General features: G+C 67.4%; 18 protein-coding genes. 15 read left to right on the forward strand and 3 right to left on the reverse strand.

What is annotated here, in order from left to right:
• Nucleotides 1–46: 46 nt before the first annotated feature.
• The 12 genes from rplR to ACVCL9_RS01955 all read left to right on the forward strand — a co-directional run bounded on the left by rplR (nt 47) and on the right by ACVCL9_RS01955 (nt 8347).
• Nucleotides 47–400, forward strand: a complete 354-nt coding sequence (rplR, locus tag ACVCL9_RS01900; RefSeq protein WP_136259079.1) for a 50S ribosomal protein L18 — start codon at nt 47–49, stop codon at nt 398–400.
• Nucleotides 401–551: 151 nt separating this feature from the next.
• Entirely contained in the window at nt 552–1061 is a 510-nt protein-coding gene (gene rpsE / locus ACVCL9_RS01905; RefSeq protein ID WP_136259078.1) for a 30S ribosomal protein S5, read from the forward strand.
• Entirely contained in the window at nt 1054–1251 is a 198-nt protein-coding gene (gene rpmD, locus ACVCL9_RS01910) for a 50S ribosomal protein L30 (protein WP_136259077.1), read from the forward strand. The genes rpsE and rpmD overlap by 8 nt, the downstream gene beginning before the upstream one ends.
• On the forward strand, nt 1251–1688 hold the full coding sequence (gene rplO / locus ACVCL9_RS01915) for a 50S ribosomal protein L15 (protein ID WP_447099479.1): 438 nt from the start codon (nt 1251–1253) through the stop codon (nt 1686–1688). The genes rpmD and rplO overlap by 1 nt, the downstream gene beginning before the upstream one ends.
• Nucleotides 1689–1692: 4 nt before the next feature.
• Entirely contained in the window at nt 1693–3015 is a 1323-nt protein-coding gene (gene secY, locus ACVCL9_RS01920) for a preprotein translocase subunit SecY (RefSeq protein WP_395117281.1), read from the forward strand.
• A 125-nt stretch (nt 3016–3140) separates the two neighbouring features.
• Nucleotides 3141–3497: a 30S ribosomal protein S13 gene (rpsM, locus tag ACVCL9_RS01925; protein WP_136259074.1), complete on the forward strand. Its 357-nt coding sequence runs from the start codon at nt 3141–3143 to the stop codon at nt 3495–3497.
• A gap of 90 nt (nt 3498–3587) precedes the next feature.
• Entirely contained in the window at nt 3588–3974 is a 387-nt protein-coding gene (gene rpsK / locus ACVCL9_RS01930; protein WP_007513384.1) for a 30S ribosomal protein S11, read from the forward strand.
• Between the two features lie 67 nt (nt 3975–4041).
• On the forward strand, nt 4042–4668 hold the full coding sequence (gene rpsD / locus ACVCL9_RS01935) for a 30S ribosomal protein S4 (protein ID WP_136259073.1): 627 nt from the start codon (nt 4042–4044) through the stop codon (nt 4666–4668).
• A 16-nt stretch (nt 4669–4684) separates the two neighbouring features.
• On the forward strand, nt 4685–5683 hold the full coding sequence (locus tag ACVCL9_RS01940) for a DNA-directed RNA polymerase subunit alpha (RefSeq protein WP_395117283.1): 999 nt from the start codon (nt 4685–4687) through the stop codon (nt 5681–5683).
• Nucleotides 5684–5887: 204 nt separating this feature from the next.
• Nucleotides 5888–6271 carry a 50S ribosomal protein L17 gene (rplQ, locus tag ACVCL9_RS01945; RefSeq protein WP_395117285.1) on the forward strand — a complete coding sequence of 128 codons (384 nt, stop codon included), beginning with the start codon at nt 5888–5890 and terminating at the stop codon, nt 6269–6271.
• Nucleotides 6272–6386: 115 nt separating this feature from the next.
• A complete protein-coding gene (locus ACVCL9_RS01950; protein ID WP_447099544.1) occupies nt 6387–6950 on the forward strand; it encodes a disulfide bond formation protein B in 564 nt (187 codons plus the stop codon).
• A complete protein-coding gene (locus tag ACVCL9_RS01955; protein WP_447099331.1) occupies nt 6947–8347 on the forward strand; it encodes a class II 3-deoxy-7-phosphoheptulonate synthase in 1401 nt (466 codons plus the stop codon). Before ACVCL9_RS01950 ends, ACVCL9_RS01955 begins: the two co-directional genes overlap by 4 nt.
• Before the next feature lie 12 nt (nt 8348–8359).
• On the opposite strand, the gene ACVCL9_RS01960 is transcribed toward ACVCL9_RS01955, so the two are convergent.
• On the reverse strand, nt 8360–9967 hold the full coding sequence (locus ACVCL9_RS01960) for an amidase (protein WP_447099330.1): 1608 nt from the start codon (nt 9965–9967) through the stop codon (nt 8360–8362).
• A gap of 95 nt (nt 9968–10062) precedes the next feature.
• Between ACVCL9_RS01960 and ACVCL9_RS01965 the strand changes: the two genes are divergently transcribed.
• Nucleotides 10063–10833 carry a c-type cytochrome gene (locus ACVCL9_RS01965; protein ID WP_447099329.1) on the forward strand — a complete coding sequence of 257 codons (771 nt, stop codon included), beginning with the start codon at nt 10063–10065 and terminating at the stop codon, nt 10831–10833.
• 13 nt (nt 10834–10846) lie between these two features.
• On the opposite strand, the gene ACVCL9_RS01970 is transcribed toward ACVCL9_RS01965, so the two are convergent.
• Complete coding sequence (locus tag ACVCL9_RS01970) at nt 10847–11368, reverse strand: mismatch-specific DNA-glycosylase (protein WP_447099328.1); 522 nt, start codon at nt 11366–11368, stop codon at nt 10847–10849.
• Nucleotides 11346–12038, reverse strand: coding sequence for a Dph6-related ATP pyrophosphatase (locus ACVCL9_RS01975; protein WP_447099327.1), 693 nt, complete (start codon nt 12036–12038; stop codon nt 11346–11348). Before ACVCL9_RS01975 ends, ACVCL9_RS01970 begins: the two co-directional genes overlap by 23 nt.
• A gap of 163 nt (nt 12039–12201) precedes the next feature.
• Between ACVCL9_RS01975 and rng the strand changes: the two genes are divergently transcribed.
• Both rng and ACVCL9_RS01985 read left to right on the forward strand, forming a co-directional pair.
• Nucleotides 12202–13701: a ribonuclease G gene (gene rng / locus ACVCL9_RS01980; protein ID WP_447099326.1), complete on the forward strand. Its 1500-nt coding sequence runs from the start codon at nt 12202–12204 to the stop codon at nt 13699–13701.
• Between the two features lie 21 nt (nt 13702–13722).
• A complete protein-coding gene (locus ACVCL9_RS01985) occupies nt 13723–17667 on the forward strand; it encodes a YhdP family protein (RefSeq protein WP_447099325.1) in 3945 nt (1314 codons plus the stop codon).
• Nucleotides 17668–17705 lie beyond the last annotated feature (38 nt).

A 17705-nucleotide genomic window follows, 5' to 3' on the forward strand; every position in this document is an offset into this window, starting at 1 on the left:
GCAGATGACAGCCATCCGAGCCGATCCGCTTTCGAGGAATTGAGAGATGAACAAGAACGAAAATCGCCTGCGCCGCGCCAAGTCCACCCGCAGCCACATCCGCAAGCTGGGCGTGGCCCGCCTGTCGGTGCATCGCACCGGGCAGCATCTTTATGCGCAGGTGTTCGACGCCTCCGGCAAGAACGTGGTAGCGGCTGCCTCCACCGTGCAAAAGTCGGTCGCCGAAGGCCTGAAGGGCACCAAGAACCTGGCTGCTGCGGCGGCCGTGGGCAAGGCTGTGGCCGAGCGCGCGAAGGCTGCCGGTGTGGAGTCGGTGGCGTTCGACCGCTCCGGTTTCCGCTATCACGGCCGCATCAAGGCGCTTGCCGAGGCGGCGCGCGAGGCGGGCCTGAAGTTCTGAGGCGCCGGGATGCGGGGCGCGGGATTCGGGATTCGAAAGAGCCCGCTTCCGCGAGTCGCCAATCCGGTTGCTGATCCTGGCAGCACATACAACTACAAGCGGCCAAGCCGCAAGCAAAAGTCCCGGATGGTCCGGGCACACGGAATAGAACATGTCTTCTAACGATCGCGAAAATTCGGACGGCCTGCTCGAGAAGCTGATTGCCGTCAACCGGGTGGCCAAGACCGTCAAGGGTGGCCGCCAGATGAGCTTCACCGCACTGACCGTGGTCGGTGACGGCGAGGGCAAGGTCGGCTTCGGCTATGGCAAGGCGCGTGAAGTGCCGGTGGCCATTTCCAAGGCGATGGAGCGTGCCCGCCGCCAGATGGTCAACATCGAACTGAACAACGGCACCCTGTGGTACGCCATCAAGGCGAACCATGGTGCGGCCCGCGTGTACATGCAGCCGGCTTCCGAAGGTACCGGCGTGATCGCCGGCGGCGCCATGCGTGCGGTGCTGGAAGTGGTCGGCGTCAAGAACGTGCTGGCCAAGGCCGTCGGTTCGCGCAATCCGATCAACCTGGTGCGCGCCACCATCAAGGGCCTGCAGGCGGTTGCCTCGCCCAAGAAGATCGCCGCCAAGCGGGGCAAGAGTCTGGAAGAGGTGCTGGGCAATGGCTAAGAAGAACGAATCCGCTGCCACCGTGCGCGTGCGCCTGGTCAAGGGCCTGCGCGGCGTGCAGGCGCGCCATCGCCTCAGCGTCAAGGCGCTGGGTCTGGGCAAGGTCAACGACGTGCGCGAGCTGAAGGACAGCCCGCAGGTGCGTGGGCTGATCAACACGGTCTACTACCTGGTCCGGGTCGAGGAGTAATCATCATGCGTCTGAATGACATCAAGCCGGCCGCCGGTTCCCGCAAGACCCGCCTGCGCGTGGGTCGCGGCATCGGTTCGGGCCTGGGCAAGACGGCCGGTCGCGGCCACAAGGGTCAGCATGCCCGCGCGGGTGGCACCCACAAGTTCGGTTTCGAAGGCGGCCAAATGCCGCTGAACCGCCGGTTGCCGAAGGTCGGCTTCCGCTCGAAGCTGAAGGCGCAGAGCCAGGAAGTCTTCCTGTATCAGCTGGCCAACCTCAAGGGCGACGTGATCGACGTGGTCGCGCTGCATCAGGCTGGCCTGATCGACAGCCGCGCCAAGAAGGTCAAGGTAGTGCTGAAGGGCGAGATCGGTCGCGCGGTGAAGCTGTCCGGTCTGCTGGCCACGGCGGGCGCGAAGGCGGCCATCGAGGCGGCCGGCGGAAGCGTGGAGTAAGACGGTGGCCGTAGCCAAGGGCAACGCACTGGGCAAACTCGGCAAGCTGACGGAGCTTCGTCAGCGCATCCTGTTCGTGGTGGGTGCGTTGATGGTGTTCCGTCTCGGCTCGTTCATTCCGGTTCCGGGCGTCAACCCGGAGGCGATGACGAACCTGGTCAACGGCAACGGTCTGATGGACATGTTCAACATGTTCTCGGGCGGCGCGCTGGAGCGGTTCTCGGTCTTCGCGCTCGGCGTGATTCCGTACATCTCGGCGTCGATCGTGTTCCAGATGATGGGCGCGGTGGTGCCGAGCCTGCAGGCCCTGCGCAAGGAAGGCGAGGCCGGCAAGCGCAAGATGACGGCGTACACCCGTTATGCCACGGTGCTGCTGGCGGCGTTCCAGTCCTTCGGCATTGCGGTTGCCTTGCAGGGCCAGGTGGCCGCGGGCGGCGCGCCGGTGGTGTACACGCCGGGCTTCGGCTTCGTGTTCTCGTCCGTGGTCGGCCTGACCGCCGGCACCATGTTCCTGATGTGGCTGGGCGAACAGATGACCGAGCGCGGCATCGGCAACGGCATCTCGCTGCTGATCTTCGCCGGCATCGTGGCCGGCTTGCCCGGCGCGGTGGTGCACACGCTGGGCATGGCCAACAACGGTGAGCTGTCGCTGCTCATGCTGCTGGTGGTGTTCGGGCTGGTGCTGGCCGTGACCGCCTTCGTGGTGTTCGTGGAGCGCGCCCAGCGGCGCATCACGGTGAACTACGCACGACGTTCGGGCGGACAGAAGGCCTACCAGAACCAGAGCTCCAGCCTGCCGCTGAAGATCAACATGTCGGGCGTGATTCCGCCGATCTTTGCGTCGAGCTTGCTGATGTTCCCGGCCACCGCGGTGAGCTGGTTCAGCACGGGTCATTCGTCGCGCTGGGTGCAGGATCTGACGCAGTCGCTGAGTCCAGGCAACCCGTTGTATGAAATCACCTTTTCGGTACTGGTGATCGGTTTTGCATTCTTCTACACCGCGATCGTGTTCAACGCGGAAGAGACGGCGGACAACCTGAAGCGCTCCGGCGCCCTGATTCCCGGCATTCGTCCGGGCAAGGCCACGGGCAGCTACATCGACGCGGTGATGACACGCCTGACGGCGGTCGGCGCGATCTACCTGGTGCTGGTGTGCCTGGTGCCGTCGTTCATGCAGCAGGCGTGGCACGTACCGTTCTATTTCGGCGGCACCTCGCTGCTGATCGTGGTGGTGGTGGTGATGGATTTCACGGCGCAGATCCAGGCGCATCTGGTCAGTCACCAGTACGAAAGTTTGCTCAAGAAAGCCAACCTCCGTCGCAGTTGACGCGGCGAGGGACGCTCCAGGTCGGAGAGTTGCGGTGCCTTGGCGCCGCAGGGCTTTCCTGTTCGGGTAATTCAGGTTAAAATTGCGCGTTTACCGCGCACGAAACGCATTCGGAGAGAGTACTCATGGCGCGCATTGCGGGTGTCAATTTGCCGGTTCAGAAACACGTCTGGGTCGGTCTGCAGAGCATTTATGGTATCGGCCGCAGCCGCGCCAAGCAGGTTTGCGTGGACGCGGGCGTGGTCCCCACCACCCAGATCAAGTCGCTGAGCGAAGGCGAAGTGGAAAAGATTCGCCTGGAGATCGCCAAGTACACCGTCGAAGGCGATCTGCGCCGCGAGGTGGGCATGGCGATCAAGCGGCTGATGGACCTTGGCTGCTACCGCGGCCTGCGTCATCGTCGCGGCCTGCCGGTTCGCGGGCAGCGTACCCGTACCAATGCGCGTACCCGCAAGGGTCCGCGTCGCGCAATCAAGAAGTGATTGCCTGCGGATTTGTGCGGTCACCGATGACCGCGAAGATCAAAAAAGCGGCCATCCGTGGCCGCACTCATCGAGAAGAGCCTTCAAACCATGGCTAAGCCGGTCAAGACCAAGAAGAAGATCAAGCGCGTTGTCACGGATGCCGTGGCCCACGTGCAGGCCTCCTTCAACAACACCATCGTTACCATCACCGATCGCCAGGGCAATGCCCTGTCGTGGGCGACCGCCGGCGGTGCCGGTTTCCGCGGCTCGCGCAAGTCCACCCCGTTCGCTGCACAGGTCGCCGCCGAGAAGGCCGGCCGCGCCGCGGGCGACTACGGCGTGAAGACGGTGGAAGTGCGCATCAAGGGTCCCGGCCCGGGCCGCGAGTCGGCGGTGCGTTCGCTGAATGCGCTGGGCTACAAGGTGCTCAACATCATCGACGTCACGCCGATCCCGCACAACGGCTGCCGTCCCCCCAAGAAGCGGCGTGTCTGAGGGCGGTCGTCTTCGATCGCGAGAATCAAGCACCGGCCGCGGCCGGACTATCTGAAAGAGAAGAAACATGGCCCGTTATCGTGGAGCTACCTGCAAACTCGCCCGGCGCGAAGGTGCGGATCTCAGCCTGAAGAGCCCGGCGCGTGCGCTGGATTCAAAGTGCAAACTGGAAAACAAGCCCGGCCAGCATGGCGCGAACAAGCGCATGCGCATGTCCGACTACGCCGTCCAGCTGCGTGAGAAGCAGAAGGTCAAGCGTATCTACGGCGTGCTCGAGCGCCAGTTCAGCAACTACTACACCAAGGCGACCACGCTCAAGGGCAATACCGGCGAGAACTTGCTGCGTCTGCTCGAGAGCCGCCTGGACAACGTCGTGTTCCGCATGGGCTTCGCGGTCACCCGCGCCCAGGCCCGCCAGCTGGTTGCCCACAAGGCGGTGCTGGTCAACGGCAAGAAGGTGAACATTCCTTCCTACCAGGTGCGCCCGGGCGACGCGATCGCGCTGACCGAGAAGGCGCGCAGCCAGCTGCGCGTGCAGGAAGCGGCCACCGTGTTCGACACCATGGACCTGCGCCCGGTCTGGGTCGAAGTGGATTCCAAGAAGTTCGAAGGCACGTTCAAGTCGGTGCCGGATCGCGGCGACCTGCCGTCCGACATCAATGAAGCATTGATCATCGAGCTTTACTCGAAGTAATTAACCGGAGCTCTGCATGGCAGTTTCGTCAACTAGTGTGCTGCGGCCACGTGGCCTCAGCGTCGAACAGCTCGGAGCCAACCGCGCCAAGGTGGTGGTCGAGCCGCTCGAGCGTGGCTTTGGCCATACCCTGGGCAACGCGCTGCGCCGCGTGCTGCTCTCCTCGATCCCCGGCAGCGCCATCGTCGAGGTGGAAATCGACGGCGTGCTGCACGAATACACCACGCTTGAAGGCCTGCAGGAGGACGTCATCGAAGTCCTGCTGAACCTCAAGGACGTGGCGATCCGGCAGCATTCGGGCGATGAAGTGACCCTGACCTTGTCCAAGAAGGGCAAGGGCGTGGTGACCGCCGGCGACATCGTGGTCGACCATACGGTGGAGATCGTCAACCCCGAGCATGTCCTGTGCCACCTGACCAAGGACATCGCGCTCAACATGCGCCTCAAGGTGCGTCGCGGCGTCGGCTACCAGCCGGCCAGCGCGCGCCAGCATCCTGACGACGAGGCGCGCCCGATCGGCCGCCTGCAGCTGGATGCCTCGTTCGCGCCCGTGTTGCGGGTGGCCTACGAGGTGGACGCCGCGCGTGTCGAGCAGCGCACCAACCTTGACAAGCTGGTGCTGGACATCGAGACCAACGGCACCATCGACGCCGAGGACGCGGTGCGCAAGGCCGCCGAGATCATCAACGACCAGCTGTCGGTGTTCGGTGACTTCTCGCGTCGCGAAAGTGCCACGGACAAGGCCGAGAAGAGCGGCTTCGAGCCGCTGCTGCTGCGTCCGATCGACGATCTGGAGCTGACCGTGCGTTCGGCGAACTGCCTGAAGGCCGAGAGCATCTACTACATCGGCGACCTGGTGCAGAAGACCGAGGTCGAGCTGTTGAAGACGCCGAACCTGGGCAAGAAGTCGCTGACCGAAATCAAGGATGTCCTGGGCGGGCGCAGCCTGTCCCTCGGCACCAAGCTGGAAAACTGGCCGCCGCCGGGGCTTTCGCACGGCATGCAGCTGGGCTAGGGCGATCCTCCTTGATCGCTGTTGTAGCCGGATATTGGCCGGGGTGTGTACAGCACCTTGGCCATGCAGCAGAAGCGGCCATCCATGGCCGCACTTTTCACAAGAGCCTGCTCCGATGGGGCTCACATAAAAGCGGGTAACCGCGGGGTGTCGGACACAAGCGCCGACACTTCATAACAACAGACCTACAGAGAGTATTCCGTCATGCGCCACCAGAAATCCGGACGCAAGCTCAACCGCACCAGCAGCCACCGCGAAGCGATGTTCAAGAACATGGCCTCGTCGCTGTTCAAGCATGAGCTGATCCGCACCACCCTGCCGAAGGCGAAGGAACTTCGCCGCGTCGCCGAGCCGCTGATCACGATGGCCAAGACCGATGGCGTCGCCAATCGCCGCCTTGCGTTCTCGCGTCTGCGCGACAAGGAAGCGGTGGGCAAGCTGTTCGTCGAGCTGGGCCCGCGTTACAAGGAGCGTCCCGGCGGTTACCTGCGCATTCTCAAGTGCGGCTTCCGCGACGGCGACAACGCGCCGATGGCGTACGTCGAGCTGGTGGGCCGTCCGCAGGTCGAGTCCGTCGACGCGGAGTGAGATGCCGGCCGGACGACCTGACGGTCGCCTGCAGCGTCATGCAAACCCGGCCTGGTGCCGGGTTTTGCGTTTTCGGCCCGACGCCGGTCCGTCTTCGCGGTTGCTGCAGCATTGCGTGCTGACAGCGCTGCGCCGAACGGGTAATGTCATCGTTTCGCATCGCAGCAAAGCCCCTATGAACCCATTGCGCTGGTCGTACCGCTTCAGTTTCGCCGTCGGTTTCCTGGTGTGCGCCGCCCTCATGGGCTTCGCGCTGTATGCCGAATATGCCTGGGAAATGACGCCGTGCCCGCTGTGCATCTTCCAGCGCGTCGGCTTCATCGTGATGGGCGTGTTCTTTCTGCTTGGCGCCTTGCATGCGCCGCGCGGCGGGCTGCGCTGGATCTATGCCGCGGGCGTGTGGATCGGTGCGGTGTTCGGCATCGTGGTGGCGGCGCGGCACCTGTGGATCCAGTCGCTGCCCGCCGACCAGATTCCGTCCTGCGGGCCGCCGCTCGATTACATGTTCAGCGCGTTCCCGTTTGCCAAGGTGTTGCGCATGGTGTTTACCGGTTCCGGCGAATGCGCGGCGGTCGAGCCGATCCTGGGCTTGCCGATGCCGGCGTGGACGCTGCTTTGGTTCGTGCTGCTCGCCGTGCTGACGGTGGTGGCGGTGCGCCGCCGGACGTCGCACGCATGAACAAGCTGCGGGATTCCGGCGTCGGCGTCGTGGCTGCTGATGTGGCTTGTGCCGGCACGGCGCCGTGGACGCCGGATTCCTGGCAGCGTCGTCCGGCCCTGCAGCAACCGAGCTACGACGACCCGGTCGAGCTGGCCAAGGCAGGTGCGCTCCTGGCCCGATTGCCGCCGCTGGTCACCTCGTGGGAGATCCTGGCGCTCAAGGAGGCGGTGGCCGAGGCGCAGGAAGGGAAGCGCTTCCTGTTGCAGGGTGGCGATTGCGCGGAGAGCTTCGCCGACTGCACCAGCCCGGTGATTTCCAACCGGCTGAAGGTGCTGCTGCAGATGAGCCTGGTGCTGGTGCACGGGCTGAAGAAGCCGGTGCTGCGGGTGGGGCGCTTTGCCGGGCAGTACGCCAAGCCGCGTTCGGCCGATAGCGAAACGCGCCACGGCGTGAGCCTGCCGAGTTTTCGCGGCGACGTGGTCAACAGCCAGGAGTTCACCGCCGCCGCGCGGCGTCCCGATCCGCAGCGGTTGATCCAGGCGCATGCGCATTCGGCGTTGACGATGAACTTCGTGCGCGCGTTGATAGACGGCGGTTTTGCCGACCTGCGCCATCCCGAATATTGGGACCTGGCCTGGGTCGAGCATTCGCCGCTGGCCGCCGAGTACCGGCAGATGGTCGCCGCGATCAGCGATTCGCTGCACTTCATGGAGACGCTGGCCGGCCCGATCGCCGGCTTCTCCAAGGTGGATTTCTTCACCTCGCACGAGGCGCTGCTGCTGCATTACGAACAGGCCCTGACTCGCCAGGTACCTCGCAATCCGGGCTGGTTCAACCTGTCCACGCATTTCCCGTGGATCGGCATGCGCACCGCTGCACTGGATGGCGCGCACGTGGAGTACTTCCGAGGCATCCGCAATCCGGTGGCGGTCAAGATCGGCCCCTCGGTGACTCCCGATCAACTGCTGCCGCTGATCGACGCACTCGATCCGCACGCCGAGCCGGGCCGGCTGACCCTGATCCACCGGATGGGCCAGGCGAAGATCGCCGATGCGCTGCCGCCGCTGCTGGACGCGGTGAAGCGCGAAGGTCGACGCGTGCTGTGGGTGGCGGACCCCATGCACGGCAACACCGAGAGCACCTCGAACGGCCACAAGACGCGCCGCTTCGACAACATCCGTGGCGAACTGGATCGAGCCTTCGACATCCACGCGGCGGCTGGCACGCGGCTGGGTGGCGTGCACCTGGAGCTGACCGGCGAAGACGTGACCGAGTGCATCGGCGGCGCGCGCGACCTCAAGGAGGGCGACCTGGATCGCGCCTACAGGTCGATGGTCGATCCGCGCCTGAACTACGAACAGTCGCTGGAGCTGGCGATGCTTATCGTGCGCAAGTCGACCGGCGGGGCGGGCTGACGCACTGCATGCTCAGCGCGGGGACGCCGCGGGCGGATCGCCCACGGTGGGCAGAAACTGCGGCGCTTGCCATGCCTTGGCGTGCTGCTCGAAACCGTAGGCGATCGAGATCAGCACCGGTTCGCTCCACTTCGCGCCGAACAGCACGATGCCGACCGGCAGGCCGTGGGCGAAGCCGGCGGGCACGGTGATCGACGGGTAGCCGGCCACGGCTGCCGGTTGCGAGGCGCCGCCCACGGTCGGATCACCGCTGACGATGTGATCGCCCAACACCGGGTCGGTGACGAAAGCCGGGCCCCACGACGGCGCCAGCAGCGCGTCCAACTGCTGCGATTGGAGCGCCGCGTCGATGCCTTCCGGCCCGGACAGGCGCTTCGCCGTGGCCAGCGCGTCCGCATAGGCCTTATCCGTGAGCGGCCCCTTCTGCTCGGCCTTTTCGAACAATTCCTGACCGAACCACGGCATTTCTTCGGCGGCATGCGCCTGGTTGAACGCGATCAGGTCGGCCAGCGTATGCACCTTCAGTCCGCGGCGGTTGGCCAGATAGGCGTTGACGTCGTGCTTGAAGTCGTACAGCAGCACGGTGAATTCCCGGTCGCCGAGTTCGGCCAGGTGCGGCAGCGTGACCGGATCGACGACGATGGCGCCCTGCGCTTTCATCAATGCGATCGACTGCGCCAGCACGCGGTCGGCGTTCGGCTCGGCGCCGGCGAGCTGACGCACCACGCCGATGCGCTTGCCCCTGAGTCCGTTCGGGTCGAGGAACTTCGTGTAGTCAGTGGCGTGCCGGTCGGCCTCCAGGGTGGCCGGGTCGCGCGGGTCGCTGCCGGCGATCACGCTGAGCAGGGTCGCAGCGTCGGCGACGCTGCGCGCCATCGGGCCGGCGGTGTCCTGGTTGTGACTGATCGGCACGATGCCGCGGCGGCTGACCAGGCCCAGGGTGGGCTTGATGCCGACGATGCCGTTCATTGCCGCGGGGCAGATGATCGAGCCGTCGGTTTCGGTGCCGATCGCCACCGTGGCGAGCCCGGCCGCCACCGCGACGGCGGAACCGGCGCTGGAACCGCAGGGATTGCGATCGAGCACGTACGGGTTCTTCGTCTGCCCGCCGCGCCCGCTCCAGCCGCTGCTGGCGTGACTGGAACGGAAGTTCGCCCATTCGCTCAGGTTGGTCTTGCCGAGGATCAGCGCACCGGCCTTGCGCAGCCGCTCGACCAGGCTGGCGTCGCGTGCGGCCGGTGCATCGATCAGTGCGAGCGAGCCGGCGGTGGTGAGCATGTGGTCGCCGGTCTCGATGTTGTCCTTGAGCAACACCGGGATGCCGTACAACGGGCCGTGGGATCTCGTGCGCTTGGCGTCGAGCGCGTCGGCCAGCGGCAGCACGTCGGGGTTCGTCTCGATCACTGCGCGCAGGGTGGGGCCGGAGCGATCGATCCGCTGGACGCGATCGAGCAACGCGCGGGCCAGCTGGCGGCTGTCCAGCGCGCCGGCATCCATGCGTTGCTGGAGTTGGTCGATCGACGCGTAGGCGACATCCGGCGACGTGGCTTCCGTGGCCAACGCGAGGCCCGGGAGCAAGGCGATGGTCAGTGCGGCGATACGGACGGCTGGACGGTTCACGGTAACCCCCGATTTCGGGACACGGCGTGTGGTCGCCCGGCCAGCTTAGCGCCGTTGCGGTTTGGGCGCTGCGGCCGTCAGCGTACAATCGTCGGATGATCACGAACCTCAGCCTGCGTCACGCCAAGCCGTTCGGTGTCGCCATGCTGTTTGCGGCCGCCCTCGGGTACGGCGCCGCCAGTTGCGCCGCCGACCGACTCCCGATTCCCGATACCTTGCAGCAGCGCATCGCCGCCTGCACCACCTGCCATGGGAAGCAGGGCGAGGGGCGTGCGGCCAGCGGATATTTCCCGCGCCTGGCCGGCAAGCCGGCGGCCTACCTGGCGCGGCAGCTGCAGGATTTCCAGGACGGTCTGCGCAAGTACGCTCCGATGGAATACACCGTGCGCGAGCTGACGCCGACGTACATGCAGGAAATCGCCGAGTACTTCGCCGTGCAGCGCGTACCGTTCGCGCGCTCGCCGACGCCTGCCGTGCCCGCCGCGGTGTTGCAGCGTGGTGCACAATTGCTGGACAAGGGCGATCCGTCGCGACGCATTCCCGCCTGCAGCAGCTGCCACGGCAGCCAGTTGACCGGCGTGGAACCGTCGATTCCCGGGCTGGTCGGTCTGCCTTACGACTATGTCAGCGCGCAACTGGGTTCATGGCGCACGCACACCCGCGCCACGGTGGCGCCGGACTGCATGGCCGAGGTCGCCAGCCGGTTGAGCGAGCCGGACATCAGCGCGGTCGCCGCCGCGCTGGCCAACCGTGAACTGCCGACCGATACCCATGCGCTGCCGGCCGGTTCGGTGAAACCGCCGCTGCATTGCGGGGTGCTGGATGCGGCGATCGAAGCGGCACCGCCGGCCACGACGGTCAACTGAAGCTGCGGACGCGTCAGCGCGCGCCATCGCCCCGGTACAACGCACCCAGTGCCAGCCACGGCTGCAGGTTCCAGTGTCCGCGAGCCTGGCCGGAGGGCGAAGGCAGCACGAACAAGCGCGTGGCGCCGAAGGTTTCCTCCTGCATGCCGTAGTCGAGCGCGCCACCCAGCACCGCGCGGGCGGCGTTCTTGCTGGTGAAGGCGAGCAGGCGCGGTCGACAGCGCCGGATCTTGCGGCGCAGCGCGGCGGCGTCGAAGGCGTCGCGGGGCAGTGCGGCGTCGTTGCCGCTGTGGTGTTTGGCCAGGTCGGTGAGGCCGATGCCGAGCGGCAGCAGGTGCCTGAACTCGGCCGGCGCAAACAGGCGCGGGGTGAGCCCGGCGTCGAACAATGCGCGCCAGAACAGGTTGCCGGGATGCGCGTAGTAGGCTCCTTCGGCAGCCGAGCGCGCACTGGCGGCGGTGCCGCAGAACACCAGGCGCAATCCGGGTGCCAGCAGGTCGGGCAGGATGGTGTCAGGCCGGGCCGGCATGCTCATCGAGCAGGAAATCGGTGTACTGGAAGCGCCCGTCGCGCAGCACCGACTCGCCCCGGCGCAGCCGCAGCGGGTGGCGGAACAGCGGTCCGGCGTAGCTCAGCGTGTGGAACTCGCCGTGTTCGCCGCAGGGATCCACGCCGGCCGGCAGGGCGTCGAGCAGGCCCGCATCGTAGTCGCGGCCGCAGAAGCCGGCGTCCAGTTGCCCGGTGTCCACGCAGCACAGCACGGCGCGGTGGCCCTCGCCCACGAAGCGGCGCGACAACGCCGCCGTGTCCTCGCCCCACAGCGGGAACACCGCGCGCCAGTTCTCGCGGCCGAGCTGGCGCACGCGGTAGTCGCGCACGTCCTCCAGGAACAGGTCGCCGAACGCGCAGTGGCGGATGCCGGGCCAGCGCATGCGGGCCTCGACCAGCGCGCGGGCGTGGGCTTCCTCGTAGGCTTCGTTGCTGCCGGGCCAGTCCAGCAGGACTTCGACCAGCGGCAGGCCGAGCGCGGCGGTCTGCGCCAGCAGCACTTCGCGATGGACGCCGTGCATCGCCACGCGCTGATAGTTGCGGTTGAGCGTGGTCAGCAGGCCGACCACCTGCCAGGCCGGATCGGCCTGCAGCCGCTGCAGCGCCAGCAGGCAATCCTTGCCGCCGCTCCAGGCCAGCAGAATCGGGGTGGTCATGCGCGACTGGCTCCAGAGGGGCGGGAACGTCTCGCGCCGGAAGCGAGACGAAAACGGACCCATTTTGCAGTATCGGTGCGGCCGGGTCGATTTCCGCGCGCCGTTCATCGACAGCCTGCATGGCCAACGGCTATAAAGATGGCTTGTATCCTGGGGGTGTGCGGTGAGTGAAGAAATCCTGATCAACGTGACACCGCGTGAAACCCGGGTCGGCGTGGTCGAGAACGGCATGTTGCAGGAGGTGCACGTCGAACGGGCCTCGCGGCGCGGCTACGTCGGCAACATCTACAAGGGCCGCGTGCAGCGCGTGATGCCGGGCATGCAGGCGGCGTTTGTCGAGATCGGGCTGGAGCGCGCCGCGTTCCTGCATGCCTCGGACATCGTGCGCCCGGCGCTGTCGGCGGTCGAGGATGACGATGCCGGCAGCAACGGCAACGGCCACCTGCCCTCGATCAGCGAACTGGTGCACGAGGGCCAGGAGATCGTGGTGCAGGTGGTGAAGGACCCGATCAGCACCAAGGGCGCGCGGCTGTCGGCGCACCTGTCGATTCCCTCGCGCTACCTGGTGCTGCTGCCGCATTCGCGCACGCTGGGCATCTCGGCCCGCATCGAGGATGAAGTCGAGCGCCAGCGCCTGCGCGAGGTACTCGGCACGCTGATCGGTGCCGATGCAACCGATGGCAACCGCCTCGGCTACATCGTGCGCACCAATGCCGAGGGCCAGGGCGCGGAGTCGCTGGCATTCGACGTGACCTACCTGGGCAAGGTGTGGCGCGTGGTGCAGGAGAACATCGCCAAGGCGCGCGTGGGCGAGCGGGTCTACGAGGAGTTGTCGCTGCCGCTGCGCAGCCTGCGCGACATGCTCAACGAGGACATCGAGAAGGTGCGCGTCGATTCGCGCGAGACCTTCGAGCGGGTGGCCCGGTTCGTGCACAAGTTCATGCCGCAGCTGGACGATCGCGTCGAGCACTACGATGGCGAGCGACCGATCTTCGACCTGTACGGCGTCGAGGACGAAATGCAGCGAGCGCTGAAGAAGGACGTGCCGCTGAAATCCGGCGGCTACCTGATCGTCGACCAGACCGAGGCGATGACCACCATCGACGTCAACACCGGCGCCTATCTCGGCACGCGCAACCTCGAGGAAACCGTCTACCGCACCAATCTGGAAGCCGCGCAGGCGGCGGCGCGCCAGCTGCGCCTGCGCAACCTGGGCGGCATCATCATCATCGACTTCATCGACATGACCGATGAGGAGCACAAGCGCCAGGTGCTGCGCATGCTCGGCAAGGGGCTGGCGCGCGACCATGCCAAGACCACGGTGTACCCGATGTCGGCGCTGGGCCTGGTCGAGATGACCCGCAAGCGCACCACCGAGAGCCTGGCCCGCCAGCTGTGCGAGCCTTGCCCGGCCTGCAACGGCCGCGGCGCGCTGAAGACCGCCGAGACGGTGACCTACGAGATCTTCCGCGAGATCACCCGTGCCGTGCGCCAGTTCAACGCGGAGAAACTGCTGGTGATGGCCAGCCCCTCCGTGGTGAACCGCATCCTGGAGGAGGAGTCCGCGGCGGTCGCCGAGCTGGAGGAGTTCATCTCCAAAAGCATACGCTTCCAGGCGGAAGAGCATTACTCGCAGGAACAGTTCGATGTGGTCTTGCTGTAAGTCGACGCCGGCCCACGGCGCATGAACAAGGTGTGGCGTCGTCGATTGCACGGTGGCGCGCGCGGCCTGGGTTGGGTCGCGGGCGTGCTGGTGATCCTGTTCGCCGTGCTGACGGCGCTGGCGCAGTTGCTGTTGCCGCTGCTGGCGCGCCATCCCGAATGGGTGGCCGCGCAACTGAGCCAGCGCCTGCAGCGGCCGGTGGGTATCGCCTCGATGGCGGGGCGATGGACGGCGGGCGGTCCGGAATTCGTGCTGCATGACGTGCGCATCGGCCCGGCCGCCGGGACGAATGGCGCGGCACTGCAGTTGCCGGAGTCTCGCCTGAAACTGGACCTGGGTGGTTGGCTGCTGCCGTCACGGCATCTGTTCAACGTGTACCTGCGCGGCTTGCAACTGGATCTGCTGCACGACGCCAGCGGCTGGCGCGTCAGCGGGCTTGGCACCGCCGCCGGCGCGGACCAGCCGGCGCTCTCCCTGCGCCACCTGTCGCTGGATCTGTGGCTGGATGACCTGCGCGTGGTAGTGACCGATGCCACGCTGGGCGAGCACTACGCCTTGCTGTCGCGGCAGTTGCGGATCAGCTTGCAGGGTGACCGCATCCGCTTCGGCGGCAGCCTGCGGCGCGAGGGCGTGGCCGAGGCCAGCGTGCGCGCGGTAGGCGACCTGCGCCAGGACGAACGCTCCGGCAAGCTGTGGGTCAGCGCCGATGCGGCCCATCTGAAACCCTTGCTCGACGGCCTCGACCTGAAAGGTTACGGGATCGAACACGGCACCGGCCGCCTCAGCGCATGGCTCGACTGGCGCCAGGGTCAACTGGGCGACAGCGTGGTGCGTGTCGACCTTGACACGCTGTCGGTGCGCGGACCCGCCGGCGGCGTGGCCGAGGTGGCGACGCTGCATGGCTTGGCCGGCATCCATGCCGAGGGTGCCGGTTACGCGCTGCGCTGGGCCGGCGACGACGGCAGTGCCGCGGTGGTGGAACTGGATCAGCCGGGCACGCCGCAATTGCGCGTGGAGGCCGCCGCGCACAAGCTGCAGTTGGCACCGCTGCTGCCATGGCTGGCGTTGAAGCCGGATCTGCCCCCGGGCCTGGCGCGCTGGCTCGGTCGCGGGCATCCGCGTGGCGAACTCGAGCGGCTCGCGCTGCACTGGACGCGGGCCGGCGGATTGCAGCGCCTGGCAGTGGCGTTCGATCGGCTCGGCATCGATCCGGTGGACAAGTCGCCAGGCTTGAGCAACCTGCGCGGCACGCTGCGTGGGGACGCCGAAGCCTTCTCGCTGGAGCTGCCGGCGCAAGCCACCACGGTGACGTTTGCGCAGGTGTTCCGCCACCCGTTCGCGTTGTCGAACCTGTCCGGCACGCTGGCGTTCTGGCCGCAGGATGGCGACTGGCACATCGGTGCCGACAGTCTGGAATTCGTCGGCGCCGGCTATGCCGGCAGCGCGCGCGGCGAGGCGGTGCTGCCTGCCGGCGGCGGCGCGCCGTGGCTGGGTCTGTACGCGTCGATCGACCACGCCGAGGTTCCCGCGGCGAAACTGTTCTGGCCGGTCAACGTGATGCCGCCGGCGACCGTGGCATGGCTGGACCGCGCGCTGGTGGCCGGCACCGTCGAGCAGGCGCAGGTGCTGGTGCGCGGCGATCTGGCGGACTGGCCCTTCCACCACAACGAGGGTCGCTTCGAAGCGCGGGCCGAGATCCACGGCCTGACCCTCGACTACGGCGACGAGTGGCCGCAGGCCGAAGGCGTCGATGCGGTGGCCAGCTTCGTCAACGGCGGCATGCTGGTGCAAGCCGGCGCCGGCCATTCGCTGGGCGTGAAAGTGGACAGCGCGGTGGCGCTGATCCCGGACTTCGGCCAGCCCCTGCTTGACCTCAACGTGCGCGGTGGCGGCAGCGGTGCGAGCCTGCTGAACTTCTCCCGCAGGAGCCCGGTCGCCCGCCGCGCGTCCGATACGCTGGCCAAGCTCACGCTTGGTGGCCGCGGCACGTTCGAGTTCCATCTCAGCCTGCCGTTGACGCACATTGCCGATGCGCAGCTCGACGGCACCGCGCAGTTGCATGATGCCGACCTCGCGGCACCGGACTGGCAACTGGCATTGGCCGGCATTGCCGGTCCGCTGCGCTTCGACCTGCACGGCCTGCAGGGCGGGCCGCTGGATACCGTGTTCCATGGCCAACCCGCGCAGTTGCAGCTGGCGATTGCCGGCGCCAACGCCGCGCCGGACACGGTGTTCTCGGCGACCCTCCAGGGCAATTACCAGGTCGCCGAGCTGGTGCAGGGTTATCCCTCGCTGGCATGGCTGGCGGACCTGGCGCACGGGCGTGGCCCGTTCAGCATCGGCTTCACGCTCGCCCATCCGCCGGGCAGCGAGGAACTCGCGCAGACGCTCAGCATCGATTCGCCGCTCAGCGGCATCGCGCTGGCGCTACCCGCGCCGCTGGACAAGCCCGCCGCGGGCAACCTTCCGCTGCATCTGCAGATGAGCCTGCCGACCGCCGGAAGCGACGTGCAACTGGAGCTGGGCCAGGTGCTGCGCGGCCACCTGCGGCTGGCCGATGACGCCGCCGGACGACCGCTGGCCGGCACCTTGGCATTCGGCAGGCAGATGCCGCCGGCGCTTCCCTCGAAAGGCTTGCGCATCCGCGGCCATGCGGCCCGGCTGGATGTCGCCGGCTGGGTCCAGCGTGCGGTGGCGGGTGCGGGCGGCGACGGCCCGGCGCTGGAAAGCATCGACGTCAGCACCGACCAGGCGATCGGTTTCGAGCGCCCCCTCGGTGCGCTGACCGTGCGTGCCGCGCCCCAGCCCGGCTTGCTCAGCGTGGACGTGGATGGCCCCGCCATGGCCGGCAACATCAAGGTGCCCACCGACGAACTGGACAAGCGTGGCGTCACTGCGCGCATGGAACATCTGCACTGGCCACGGCAGCCCGCCGCGTCGGCCACGGCGGCGAGTGCGCCTGCCGTCGCGGCGACCGCGGCCGCCCCCGGGCCGGCACCGGCGGCAATCGTCGATGACCCGGCGAACACCGGCATCAATCCCGCGGCGCTGCCGCCACTGCATCTGTGGGTGCGCGACCTGCGCCTGGGCGATGCCAGACTGGGCGAAGCGCGGCTGGAGACGTGGCCCACGCCCAAGGGCATGCACATCGAACAGCTGCGCGCGCTGTCCGAGCGCGTGCAGGTCACCGCCAGCGGTGATTGGGACGGCACCGCCACCGACAGCCGCACCCACATGCGGATCAGCTTCTCCGCCGAAGATCTCGGCGCGATGCTCTCTGCATTCGGCTACGACGGCCTGGTCGATGGCGGCCGGACCCGCGACGAACTCGATGCCAGCTGGCCCGGCAGCCCCACCGCGCTGTCGCTGGCCACGATGGACGGCACGCTCAAGGTGCAGGTCAACGATGGCCGTATTCCCGAGGCAAGCTCGCCCGGCGTGGGGCGCCTGCTCGGCCTGGTCTCGCTGGCCGACCTGCCGCGCCGGCTCACGCTGGATTTCGGCGACGTGTTCGGCAAGGGGCTGGGCTTCGACACGATCAGCGGCGATTTCCGCCTGGCCGACGGCAACGCCACTACCGACAACCTGATCATCAAGGGGCCGGCGGCCAACATCAGCGTCACCGGTCGCACCGGCCTGCGCGCCCGCGATTACGACCAGCAGATGGTGGTGGTGCCGCACGTCGGCAACAGCCTGCCGGTGGTCGGCGCGGTGGTCGGCGGCCCGCTCGGCGCGGCGGCCGGTTTCGCGGTGCAAGGCCTGCTCGGCAAGGGGCTGAACAAGGCGGCCAGCGCGCGCTACCGGATCACCGGGAGCTGGGACGACCCGAAGATGACCCTGGTCGAGAAGCACGACGTGGTGGTGCCGCCGAGCCTGTTGCTCGAACCCGCGCCGGCTTCGTCCGGCGGCATCGCGCCGACCGGGTCCGTGCCTGCTCCGGCCAGCGCCGGTTCGTCGGGGCCGTGAAGCTTTAAAGCCGCCCCCGCCAGCCCCATGTGGGGTAG

It is taken from the genome of Rhodanobacter sp. UC4438_H5 (assembly GCF_052978405.1).

Bases quoted from the DNA above. Each gene is read 5' to 3' on its own strand.
- rplR (WP_136259079.1), top strand. From the start codon at position 47: ATGAACAAGAACGAAAATCGCCTGCGCCGCGCCAAGTCCACCCGCAGC.
- rpsE (WP_136259078.1), top strand. From the start codon at position 552: ATGTCTTCTAACGATCGCGAAAATTCGGACGGCCTGCTCGAGAAGCTG.
- rpmD (WP_136259077.1), top strand. From the start codon at position 1,054: ATGGCTAAGAAGAACGAATCCGCTGCCACCGTGCGCGTGCGCCTGGTC.
- rpsM (WP_136259074.1), top strand. From the start codon at position 3,141: ATGGCGCGCATTGCGGGTGTCAATTTGCCGGTTCAGAAACACGTCTGG.
- rpsK (WP_007513384.1), top strand. From the start codon at position 3,588: ATGGCTAAGCCGGTCAAGACCAAGAAGAAGATCAAGCGCGTTGTCACG.
- rpsD (WP_136259073.1), top strand. From the start codon at position 4,042: ATGGCCCGTTATCGTGGAGCTACCTGCAAACTCGCCCGGCGCGAAGGT.
- ACVCL9_RS01940 (WP_395117283.1), top strand. From the start codon at position 4,685: ATGGCAGTTTCGTCAACTAGTGTGCTGCGGCCACGTGGCCTCAGCGTC.
- rplQ (WP_395117285.1), top strand. From the start codon at position 5,888: ATGCGCCACCAGAAATCCGGACGCAAGCTCAACCGCACCAGCAGCCAC.
- ACVCL9_RS01955 (WP_447099331.1), top strand. From the start codon at position 6,947: ATGAACAAGCTGCGGGATTCCGGCGTCGGCGTCGTGGCTGCTGATGTG.
- ACVCL9_RS01965 (WP_447099329.1), top strand. From the start codon at position 10,063: ATGATCACGAACCTCAGCCTGCGTCACGCCAAGCCGTTCGGTGTCGCC.
- ACVCL9_RS01970 (WP_447099328.1), bottom strand. From the start codon at position 11,368: ATGAGCATGCCGGCCCGGCCTGACACCATCCTGCCCGACCTGCTGGCA.
- ACVCL9_RS01975 (WP_447099327.1), bottom strand. From the start codon at position 12,038: ATGACCACCCCGATTCTGCTGGCCTGGAGCGGCGGCAAGGATTGCCTG.
- ACVCL9_RS01985 (WP_447099325.1), top strand. From the start codon at position 13,723: ATGAACAAGGTGTGGCGTCGTCGATTGCACGGTGGCGCGCGCGGCCTG.